Genomic DNA, 11653 nt, shown 5'->3' with positions numbered 1-11653 from the left:
TTATAATACTGATACATTTTGACAAAATAGCAGGAGGCTTTTATGGTATTTTTTAACAACGATTCTAATAAAAACTTTTTTAAACAAATTATAAAAATAGGATTACCAATTACTATACAAAATTTAGTCCTATCATCATTAAATCTAATTGATACAGTAATAATTGGAGGCTTAGGTGAAGTTTCAATAGCAAGTGTTGGTCTCGCTAACCAATATTTTTTTCTCCTTGATCTGCTGCTTTTCGGAACTGTAAGCGGTGCCTCTATATTTACTGCGCAATATTGGGGAAAAAAAGATATAAAAAATATAAAAAGAATATTAGGTTTATGTCTTATAACAACTATATTGATATCCTTCATTTTTATGTTGTTAGCTTTGCTAAATTCTGAATATATAATAAGTCTCTTCTCAAAAGATACTAATGTAATTAGGCTTGGAGGTCAGTATCTAAAGATTATATGTTTAAGCTATGTTGTTACTGCTATAACATTTTCCTTTTCATTAAACCTTAGAAGTATAGGTTATGTTAAGACTCCTATGATTATTAGTATAATTGCTCTACTTATAAACACATTACTAAACTATATTTTAGTATATGGAATCAACGGGTATTTTAAATTTGGAGTTAAAGGTTCTGCAATAGCTACGCTAATTGCAAGATGTTTAGAAATGATATTAATGATATCTGTTGTGTATATTAAAAGGTATCCATTAGCTTCCACTCTAAGAGAGTTGCTTGACCTTTCATCTTATTTTGTAAAACGATTTTTTAGAGTATCCATTCCTGTTATTTTGAACGAGAGTATTTGGGCACTAGGAATCACAGTATACGCTGCTGTTTATGCTCATATGGGTACAAAAGTAATTGCCTCTACAAACATAGTAGGACTCATTGAAAAAATAGCTATGGTTATATTTTATGGGCTTGGAAATTCTGCTGCCGTAATGATAGGAAACAAAATAGGAGAGAAGGATGAGAAATCAGCTTATGATTATGCAATTAAATTTATAATTTTAAGTCCTGTATTAGGTTTAATAATGGGATTTATATTATATTTTGCTGCACCACATCTGTTAGTTGCGTTCAATGTATCTAGAACGGTGCACATATATGTAGTAAAGCTTTTACATATAATGTCATTTTTTCTTTGGATAAAAATATTTAATTATACGAACGTAGTCGGCATCCTTCGAAGCGGTGGAGATACAAAATTTTGTTTATTTCTGGATGTTGGCGGCATGTGGCTTATAGGCGTGCCTCTTGTTTGTTTTGCTGGCTTATATCTGCATCTTCCTATATATACTGTTTACATTTTTGTTTATTTAGAAGAAGTAGTTAAATTCATTATAGGCTTGCCTAGAATAACCTCAAAGAAATGGATTAATAATTTAGTTTCTCATTAGGCTTTATTCATTCTTAACACTAAGTTTTTGCTGCTAATAATAGCAATGAAAACCTAGTGTTTTATTTTTGCTAAAAATGATAAAGACTGTCCCCAACTTTCTATTGATTTTCCATATTAAACTTTGTATAATAATAAACTGTAATGTTTAGTAATTTTAAACAATATGTTTATAAATAGTGTTAATTAGTATTACTAAACTTTTAGTTTAAAATTTTACATATAACTGTGGAGGTGAAAAATGCAAATCGGAGATAAAATTAAAAGACTGCGTATAGAAAAAGAATTAACTCAAGAAGAATTAGCTAATAGATGTGAATTATCTAAAGGCTTTATATCACAGATAGAAAGGGATTTGACATCACCCTCCATAGCCACGCTCACCGATATTTTAGAGGTGCTTGGCACAAATCTTCCAGAGTTCTTCAAAGAAGAAAAAGAAGAAAAAGTTGTATTTACAAAAGAAGATATGTTTGAAAGTTCTGATGAAAAATTGAAATACTCACTTAAATGGCTTGTATCAAATGCACAAAAAAATTCGATGGAGCCCATCATGCTCGCACTTGAAGGCGGCGGAAGATATATGGAGGACTATCCACACGGCGGAGAAGAATTTGGTTTTGTGTTATCCGGAACTATAACATTGCATCTTGGCAAATACAAATACAAAGTAAAAAAAGGTGAAAGCTTTTACTTTAAACCTAATGTCAATCATTTTGTATCAAACGACGGCAGTACTTTAGCAAAAATCATATGGATAAGTACCCCTCCGTCTTTTTAGCTTTAAGAAATGAGGTGTTAATTTTGGAAAATAACATTCCAGAGGAAAAGGATTCAATTATCCAACTTAGAAATGTAACAAAAAAATATGATGAAAATGTAGTTTTAAAAAATCTTAATCTTACCGTAAGAAGAAATGAGTTTATAACACTTCTTGGACCAAGTGGTTGTGGTAAAACAACTACCCTTAATATTATTGCTGGATTTGAAGATGTGGACGACGGTGAAGTCATATTTGAAGAAAACAATATTAATACACTTCCACCATATAAACGACAGATTAATACCGTGTTTCAGAAATATGCTCTCTTTACTCATATGAATATATATGAAAATATAGCTTTTGGTCTAAGAATCAAAAAAGTAAATGAAAAAACAATAAAAGACAAAGTAAACAAGATGCTTAAGCTAGTAGATTTAGAAGGATTCGAAAAAAGATGGCCGGATTCATTAAGCGGCGGTCAGCAGCAAAGGATAGCCATCGCGAGAGCTTTAGTTAATGAACCTAAAGTATTGCTTCTAGATGAGCCCCTAGGTGCATTAGATTTAAAACTAAGAAAAGAAATGCAGCTTGAGCTGAAAAAAATTCAGCAAAAACTTGGCATTACATTTGTTTTTGTAACCCACGATCAAGAAGAAGCATTGACAATGTCAGATACTATTGTAGTAATGAACAAAGGTATAATTCAGCAAATTGGTACTCCTGAGGACGTTTATAACGAACCTAAGAATAGATTTGTAGCTAGATTTATAGGGGAAAGTAACATAGTCAATGGAATCATGTTATCTGATTATAACGTAGCTTTCGAAGGTATTGAATTTAAGTGCGTTGATAAAGACTTTGATACAAATGAGGCTGTTGAGGTTGTCATAAGGCCTGAGGACATAAAGATTGAAGCTCCAAATTCTTCAAAACTCAGTGGTATCGTTACATCAGTAGTTTTTAAAGGCGTACATTATGAAATAGAAGTTGAAGTAAAGGGAAGAAAATGGTTAATCCATAATACAAAACATGTACAGGTAGGGGAAAATATAGGACTTGCTATTTATCCAGATGATATTCATATAATGAAAAAGTTTGAGGAAGTATCATGAGAAAAAAAACTGCTTTTTCACAATATCCATATTTAATTTGGAGTCTAATATTTATAGTAATTCCCTTATTTCTAGTACTATACTTCAGTTTTTCTAGCAGCAGCGGAACCTTTACGTTAGCTAATTATAAAAAACTTATGGATGTTAACTACATAAGAGTATTCATAAACTCACTAAAGCTTGCACTAATATCAACAATAATATGTCTTATATTTGGATATCCTATAGCATATTTTATGTCTAAAGCAGACTCTAAGATTAGAAATTTTCTCATGCTGCTGCTTATAATTCCTATGTGGATGAATTTCTTATTAAGGACATATGCTTGGATGTCTATAATCGGAAGAAACGGAATAATCAATAATTTCCTTAGAGCCATTGGGCTGCCTGGTGTAAATATTTTATACACAAATTCAGCAGTAGTTTTAGGTATGGTTTACAATTTTATACCATTTATGGTAATACCTATATATACAGTACTTATAAAGGTTGATAAAGATGTTCTTAAGGCTGCTGCAGATTTAGGTGCAAATAGACTCGTAATATTTAAGCGAATAATATTTCCTCTAAGCGTACCAGGAGTTTTTTCAGGCATAACGATGGTTTTTATGCCAGCTGTATCTACGTTTGTAATATCAAATCTGCTAGGAGGAGGTCAATTTATGCTTATAGGCAATCTTATAGAACTTCAGTTTACCTCTGTTGATGACTGGTACTTTGGTTCTGCACTTTCTATACTTATGATGGCGGTTATACTAATCTCTATGGCAATAATGTCCAGATTTGATAAAGGAAACAAAAAAGAGGGCGGTGGTTTGATATGGTAGAAAAAGCATTTAGACGATTCTATTTATTTCTGGCTTACGCTTTTTTGTACGCTCCTATATTGCTTTTAATTATCTTTTCATTTAATGACGGGAAAAATTCATCTAAATGGACAGGTTTTTCACTAAAATGGTATTTTTCATTACTTAATGACGACAGAATATTGATGGCTTTGTATTACACCGTTTTAGTTGCAGTAATAGCTGCTATATTATCAACTATTCTTGGAACTATAAGTGCACTTGGTATTCATAAAATGAAAGGCTTTTCTAAGAAGATCATACTTAATATAAATTATATACCTGTGCTTAATCCAGATATAGTTACTGCCGTCTCACTTATGACATTATTCATCTTTTTTAGATTTGTTTTTAATGGATTCGAATTTGGTTTCAATACACTATTAATATCTCACATTGTATTCTGTACTCCATATGTGATATTATCAGTGCTTCCAAAATTATCACAACTTCCTGAGGACATGGTAAAAGCCGCTTTAGATCTAGGTGCTACCCCAGGTTATGCTTTCAGAAAAATAATACTGTCACAGATAAAATCAGGAATTATGGCAGGTTTTCTAATAGCCTTCACTATGTCTATAGATGATTTTGTAATAAGTTTCTTTACCGCAGGATCGAATGTTACAAATTTGTCTATAGAGATATTTTCCATGGCTCGAAGAGGCCTAAGTCCTGAGATAAATGCATTATCGACGCTGATGTTTATTTCAATATTTATACTGCTTTTTCTCGCAAATGGCAGAGAATTTTTATTTAGGAAGAAGGAAGAAAAATATGAACAGACTTAAAAAAATTATATCCTTGGCAGCAAGCCTCTCCATATTTATTACAATAACTTCCGGATGCAATATGCCTGGAACTTCTAGTAAAAATAAGATAAACGTTTTTAACTGGGGAGAATACATAGAACCAAGTATTCTCAAAGACTTTACAAACAAAACTGGAATTAAAGTAAACTATCAGACCTATGCAACAAATGAAGAAATGTACGAAAAAGTTAAATCAGGTACAAATAATTATGATCTTATCTGTCCCTCTGATTATATGCTTGATAGGATGAGAAAAGAAAGATTACTCCAAAAAATAGATTATGAGAAACTGCCAAATTACAAAAACATTGATGATAAATATAAATCACAAAGCTATGATAAAAGCAATGAATATTCCGTTCCATATATGTGGGGAACCATTGGAATACTTTATGACAAACAGAAAATAAAAGATAAAATTAATAGTTGGAACACGCTATGGAACCCTAAATATAAAGGACAGATATTTATGTCCGATGATATGCGCAACTCCATTGGTATCTCTCTGTTAAGGCTTGGATATTCTATAAATTCTACCAATGCTCAAGAAATAAAGAAAGCAGCTAATGAGCTTATGAAACAGAGAAGTCTTGTAAATCCAGTATATATAGGTGATCAAGTTAAAGATTCAATGCGAAGCGGCGAAAAAGAGATTGCATTTATGTATTCCGGCGACGCAGAAGTTCTTAAAAACGAAGATTCTTCCCGCTTTGAATATGTAATTCCTAAGGAAGGTACAAATATATGGTTTGATAATTGGGCTATACCCAAAAATACTAAAAATAAAACTGCAGCTGAAAAATTTCTAAATTATCTTCTAGATGCTAAAATTAATAAGAAAAATGTAGATGAAATAGGCTATGCAACTCCAAATAAAGCTACATTACCTCTCTTAGATTCAAAAATTAGAAATGATAAATCAGCTTATCCTGATAAAAATGTTTTGAATAAATGTCACGTTTTCACAGATTTAGGTAATGCAAGAAAACTTTATAGCGATGCGTGGCTTAATATAACATCAAAATAAAAAGATAGAGGTGACTAAATCACTTCTATCTTTTTTACTCCAATCCTTCTTACCATATCAGCTAAATCTTCTACTCTTTCTCGAGTAGGTATCTTATCATTAATCAATTCTCTCTGATGGTCTTTTAACCCAGAGTTGTGGACTGTTATAAGCTTGTAATTCACATTAGGATAATCCTTTAGTATTGATGCTACAGTTGTAAGCGTATTTTCTACATCCATATAATCCTCTATTATTACAGTTCTAACTTCATATACCTTGTTAAGGCTTAAAAGATATTTAAGGTTATCAACATTATTTTTCAAATTTGTTCCACAGAGTTCCTGTATCTTGTCCACAGCTTTTATATCTACCATAAACTTATCTGTAACCTCTATAAGCTTTTGCATATCATTAGAATCTTTATCAAAGAATCCATTAGTATCCACAAAACAAGTTAACTCAAGTGGTTTAATCTTTTTAAACAGTTCCGTGACAAACTCTGCCTGCAACGTAGGTTCTCCACCTGATACAGTTATCCCCCTTATAAAAGCTTTATATCCTTCTATTTCGGTATACAATTCATCAACTGTATATTCATGAGTTCTTGGCGATGATTGATGCACGCAATTCTTAATACATGTATCACATTCAACACATAATTTTTCATCAAAAACTACTTTGTTCTCTACGAGCGTTAATGCTTTAACTGGACAATTCACTACACACTTGCCGCAAACTTTACATTCACTCTGCGTTTCTGGATTATGGCAATATATGCATTGTATGTTACATTGCTGAAAAAATATGGCAAACCTGTTTCCAGGTCCATCCACATTCGAAAATGGTATAAGTCTATTTACTACAGCTCTATTTTCCATCTACTCTTACTCTTCTATCAAATACATGAGCCATTGTATTTGAACCATTTCCTAGCATAGCCGTATTTCTAAGTACAGCTTCCCCGTTTCCTGCTCTATTTGCTTCACTCTTCTTAACAAGATATCCTGTAACTCTAATAAGATCTGTATTATGAAGATAAGTAGTTATATATCTTGCACCGCTTGCAAAAGCTCCTTCTATAATATCAAGCACAGCATCTAATTTATTTAGATAAGTTTGATCAAGAGCAAACAAATCTCCTGTTCCTGATGTAAAATATTCATGGAAAGGTGAAGCTTGTTTAATGTGAACTGGCAGTATTGGTTCATCTCCTACAGCAATCCTATGAGCAGGAGTATTATAATGATCTTCTTCACTAAGGCTGGCGCCTACCTGTGCATGAAGAAGGTATTGATCGTCTGTTCTCTCACAATAAACTGCTTTATGAGCTTTAGCTATGTCTTCGACCACTTTTAATATGCTATGAGCTATTTCATCACCCCTCTTAGAAGTACCAAATTTCTCAGATAAACCTTCCAGTTTCAATATATAATTTACAGCATCAGCTAATCCTACTATTCCAAACATCGCTGAAAAATTCTCTCTCTTTATAAATCCTTCTTTTACTAAGAAAGATGTTTCAAAGAAATTAGATTTTTCAACTATAAATTTAATCCTCTTATCCATCATTGTAGCCATTGCTTTGGTTATCCTTGGAAGTTTTTCCTTCAACAGCTCATTAAGTGACGAAACACCCCTTGCTATAGTTCCTAATCTTAACCTAGGAAGAGTGTACGCTCCACCACCGTGCGGAAGGGCATTATAGCAGCTTACTATTCTATAGTCTCCCATTTCACCTGCATACTTCGAGTCATTAGCAAAGGATGGCTTGGATACCTTAAGGCATGCCTCTGCCGCCTTTAAAGCAAAATCCCTTGGTGTTATATTCTTATCGTATCTTATTGACATATTAGGTACTGCATTTTCCAATTCAACTATAGCTTTAAGTATAAGTTCTCCTGCTTTTGTCTTTTCTGGGCCTATATCTGCATGGCAGAAAGCATCCGTTATAGTTTTATCTATATGATTTAAAAACCTCTTTATTTTTATATAGTCTGTTTCCGGATTAGTTATAAATGGGTCTATAAGTTTATCAAGATCTCCAATAAAAACTGGGAAAGATGTTATAGAAGGTACATGTCTATATAGTATAAGTAAATTATCCAAAAGTTCATCAAGGTCCTTAGGCGGATCTAATTCCAAAAAACTGCATCCATTTTTCAATAAAACATAGTAGTTCGGAACTATATACCTAGGGCGATACAATGCATATCCTTCATTCAAATCGCATATCATTTCGTCATCTATATATTTCATCTCTTCATCAGTATATCCTAATATTTCACGTGGATCTAAAAGCCTTTCCGCTGTATTTGCAAGATTAAATAATTTTTGTTCATAAGTATAACTACTGCTAGTAACGATATCCACTATATCGCTAATTTTAGATCTCATATAAAAAATTCCTCCTTCACAATTGTTCAACGCATAACTATATATTAAAACAATAAGGAATTTTATACAATAACTCATATTCAAATTATAAATATATTGCGAACCAAGAAAGTGAATTAAATGAAGATAATGTTTAGTAGTTAGATAATGTTTAGTAGTTAGTGTATGCTTTAAATAGGTAAGAGAAAAGAGTAAAGAGTAGAAAGAAAAGTGAAGGAAGAAATTCTGCTGTGCAGAATTTCTGAGAATTTAAATCTAATTATCGGCAATAACTTTTTAAAAACTAAGACTATACCTAGTATTACAAAAGGACTATTAAAATAATTAGGATCATCTATACAATCAAAATTCAGCATGGCTGAATTTTAACCTTCTCTTTACTCTTTTCTCTTTACTCTTAACTCTCATACCTATTTAATGCACTTTCCCTTTGCTTTTACGTCCTAAGCATTTAATTCTTAATATATTTAAAAATTCCTCAATAAATCTTCTAATGTGTCCCTTCTTCTTATTACTATCTCTGTTCCATCTTCTTTTATCAGTATTTCTGCTGGTCTTAATCTACTGTTGTAGTTTGAACTCATAGCATATCCATAGGCTCCTGCATCCAGTATTCCAATAATATCTCCCTCGCGCATCTCAGGAAGTTTTCTATTCTTAGCTATTATATCTCCGCTTTCACATATATTGCCAACTAAGGTTACTTCCTCTATGTTTGCTTGAGCTTCTGAATCTTTTCTATATATTTCTACATCATGATGCGAATTATACATTACTGGACGTGCAAGTACATTAAAGCCTATATCTGTTCCTACATATTTTCTTTCGCCATTAAACTTAACCGCATAAACTGTCCCTAACAAAACCGAACTCTCAGCAGGAATGTACCTTCCTGGCTCAATTTTTATGGTAATTTCTTTGCCGTATTTTTTAGTCCATGCTTCAATTATCTCATCTAGCTGTTCTCCTAGAAGCTTAATATCTAATCTATCTTCACCTGTTTGCTTATGATATGGTATTCCAAAGCCGCCGCCCATATCAATAAACTCTAGATCTTCAAAGTTTTCTGCTATGGATAATAATGATTTTACACTTTCCACATATGGCGTTGGTTCCATAAAAAGAGAACCTATATGTTGGTTTATACCAATAAGCTTCAAATCATATTTTTTTAAGATTTTCTTCACTTCAGGAACAAGCTTAGCATCTACACCAAACTTAGTATTTTTGCCTGCAGTAACCACCTTCTCACTATGTCCTGCACCTATTCCTGAATTAAAGCGTACAGCTACTTTGCCTCCTCTATTTATCTTTCCTAACAGATCTAGCTGCGAAAGTGAATCTACACTAATATTTACTTTGCTATCTATAGCAAACTTCATCTCATCAGCTGATACATTGTTGCATACAAAAAATATCTGCTCAGGCTTAAATCCTGCTTTCAGTTCAAGATAAATTTCTCCTGGTGACATAGCATCTACATTAAGCCCTTCTTCTCTCGCTATTTTAAGCAGTGAAAGATTACTGTTTGCCTTAGCAGAAAATTGAACCTTAAAGTTTTTATACTTAATTAAATTTTTCATATCTCTGCATCTGCTTCTAAATATCCTTTCATTATATACATATAATGGACTTCCGTATTCCTGAATAAGCTGTTCTGGATTTTTATTGCCATAGAATTCGTTTCTTGTTGTAACCTCTGCACTAACGTAATTCATAATATGCTCACCTCATTTAATAAAATTATTTATAATTATTCATCATTTTTGTTATAATTATTATAAAAGTTTATTGTACTCTTCAAAAGATACAATTTTTAATTTTTGAAAAGGTACAGAAAGGAATATTAATCGATGTTTGAACTCACACCAAATTTAGATACGAAAAGCAGCAAACCCATTTATAACCAGCTATATGAATATATAAGAAATCTAATACTTACGAATAAGCTTAAGGCAGATGAAAAACTTCCTTCAATAAGGTATCTATCAAACTATCTTGGCATCAGTAAAAACACCGTGGTTACTGCCTATGATCAGCTGCTGTCCGAAGGATATCTATACAGCTTGAATCGTTCTGGAATCTTTGTAGAAAAGCTTCAGAATATAAAAGTTTATCATCATAAAGATGATACTAAATTTCTAAATAGAATTAATGAAATACCACCAGATGAAAGTCACAATTTTGATCTTCGTAATGCCCAAATTGATCTAGACAGCTTTCCGTATTCTCTTTGGAGAAAAGTATCAAATGAATGTATCTGTCCCTCTCTAAAAGAACTTTTAGTATATGGTGAACATCAAGGTGAGCCAGAGCTTAGAGACCAAATTGCCAGATATGTTTTTGCAGCAAGGGGTGTAAAATGCACCTGGGAGCAAGTACTTATAGGGGCTGGCACTCAGCAAAGCTTATACATGCTGTCACTTATGCTAAAAGACATAGATAATGAAATTGCATTCGAAGAACCTGGGTATGATGGAGCTAGAAAGGTTTTTATCGATAATGGATTTAAAATAAATCCGATAGAACTCGAAGCAGATGGTATAAGTATCGATAGGTTAATAAAAAGCAACAGTAAAATAGTTTATGTCACACCTTCTCATCAATTTCCATGCGGCATGATCATGCCAGCTGCTAAAAGACTTATGCTACTTGAATTAATCAGCAGACGCAACGGTTATATCATCGAAGACGATTATGACGGAGAATTTAGATATCAAGGTAAACCAATCCCCTCTCTTCAAGGGATGAATAACAGTGAAAGAGTAATTTACATGGGGACATTCTCAAAAGCCCTAAGTCCCGCTATCCGCATAAGCTACATGATTTTGCCGGAACCACTTGTAAATTCCTATAGAAAAAAATGCATGATATATGAGCAACCTGTGTCAAGGCTTGAACAAAAAACTCTGCAGCTTTTTATGGAACATGGATACTGGAGCCGACATATTAAAAAAATGAGAAATATATATAAGAAAAAACACGATCTATTGGTTTCTGCTATTAATGAAATAATGAAAGATAAAGTAGATATAATAGGTAGAGGTGCTGGACTGCATCTACTTGTAAATGTTAAAAATTCAATGACAGAAGCAGAGCTTCTAGAAAGTGCTTCTAGAGCTAATGTAAATGTAAGTCCTACGTCAAAATACTGGTTCAATAAGGAAAATACAAACTCTACAATGGTATTTTTGGGCTTCGCTGGAATAAAGCCTGAAAATATCAACGAAAGTATTATCCGTCTTAGTCATTTTTGGTTTTAATATATATAGCTTAATTAGGAAGTACAAATAAGTCATAGGAAGTTAGATATAAGCC

General features: G+C 32.5%; 10 protein-coding genes. 7 read left to right on the top strand and 3 right to left on the bottom strand.

Annotated features, from left to right (window positions below):
* Window positions 1-42 precede the first annotated feature (42 nt).
* The 6 genes from CLORY_RS17070 to CLORY_RS17045 all read left to right on the top strand — a co-directional run bounded on the left by CLORY_RS17070 (window position 43) and on the right by CLORY_RS17045 (window position 5959).
* Window positions 43-1404, top strand: a complete 1362-nt coding sequence (locus tag CLORY_RS17070; protein WP_079426721.1) for an MATE family efflux transporter — start codon at window positions 43-45, stop codon at window positions 1402-1404.
* Between the two features lie 240 nt (window positions 1405-1644).
* A complete protein-coding gene (locus tag CLORY_RS17065; protein ID WP_079426719.1) occupies window positions 1645-2184 on the top strand; it encodes a helix-turn-helix domain-containing protein in 540 nt (179 codons plus the stop codon).
* A 35-nt stretch (window positions 2185-2219) separates the two neighbouring features.
* Window positions 2220-3278: a spermidine/putrescine ABC transporter ATP-binding protein gene (gene potA, locus CLORY_RS17060; protein WP_341456650.1), complete on the top strand. Its 1059-nt coding sequence runs from the start codon at window positions 2220-2222 to the stop codon at window positions 3276-3278.
* Window positions 3275-4105 (top strand): ABC transporter permease, encoded by an 831-nt coding sequence (locus tag CLORY_RS17055; RefSeq protein WP_139376076.1) that lies wholly within the window; start codon window positions 3275-3277, stop codon window positions 4103-4105. The genes potA and CLORY_RS17055 overlap by 4 nt, the downstream gene beginning before the upstream one ends.
* Complete coding sequence (locus CLORY_RS17050; RefSeq protein ID WP_079426713.1) at window positions 4099-4911, top strand: ABC transporter permease; 813 nt, start codon at window positions 4099-4101, stop codon at window positions 4909-4911. Before CLORY_RS17055 ends, CLORY_RS17050 begins: the two co-directional genes overlap by 7 nt.
* Entirely contained in the window at window positions 4898-5959 is a 1062-nt protein-coding gene (locus CLORY_RS17045; RefSeq protein WP_079426711.1) for an ABC transporter substrate-binding protein, read from the top strand. The genes CLORY_RS17050 and CLORY_RS17045 overlap by 14 nt, the downstream gene beginning before the upstream one ends.
* A gap of 14 nt (window positions 5960-5973) precedes the next feature.
* On the opposite strand, the gene CLORY_RS17040 is transcribed toward CLORY_RS17045, so the two are convergent.
* From CLORY_RS17040 to lysA, 3 genes are all read right to left on the bottom strand, one after another.
* On the bottom strand, window positions 5974-6819 hold the full coding sequence (locus CLORY_RS17040) for a YjjW family glycine radical enzyme activase (RefSeq protein WP_079426709.1): 846 nt from the start codon (window positions 6817-6819) through the stop codon (window positions 5974-5976).
* On the bottom strand, window positions 6809-8335 hold the full coding sequence (locus CLORY_RS17035; protein WP_079426707.1) for a YjjI family glycine radical enzyme: 1527 nt from the start codon (window positions 8333-8335) through the stop codon (window positions 6809-6811). The genes CLORY_RS17040 and CLORY_RS17035 overlap by 11 nt, the downstream gene beginning before the upstream one ends.
* Window positions 8336-8802: 467 nt before the next feature.
* Window positions 8803-10053 (bottom strand): diaminopimelate decarboxylase, encoded by a 1251-nt coding sequence (gene lysA / locus CLORY_RS17030; RefSeq protein ID WP_079426705.1) that lies wholly within the window; start codon window positions 10051-10053, stop codon window positions 8803-8805.
* A 135-nt stretch (window positions 10054-10188) separates the two neighbouring features.
* Here lysA and pdxR point away from each other — a divergent pair, with 135 nt between their 5' ends.
* Window positions 10189-11598 (top strand): MocR-like pyridoxine biosynthesis transcription factor PdxR, encoded by a 1410-nt coding sequence (gene pdxR / locus CLORY_RS17025; RefSeq protein ID WP_079426703.1) that lies wholly within the window; start codon window positions 10189-10191, stop codon window positions 11596-11598.
* Window positions 11599-11653: the final 55 nt, after the last annotated feature.

Origin of the sequence: Clostridium oryzae (genome assembly GCF_002029235.1) — a bacterium.
In the GTDB taxonomy this organism is placed as follows: Bacteria; Bacillota; Clostridia; order Clostridiales; family Clostridiaceae; genus Clostridium_AE; species Clostridium_AE oryzae.
Note: the sequence above shows the minus strand (reverse complement) of the source record. Positions and strands in the feature narration are given on the sequence as shown.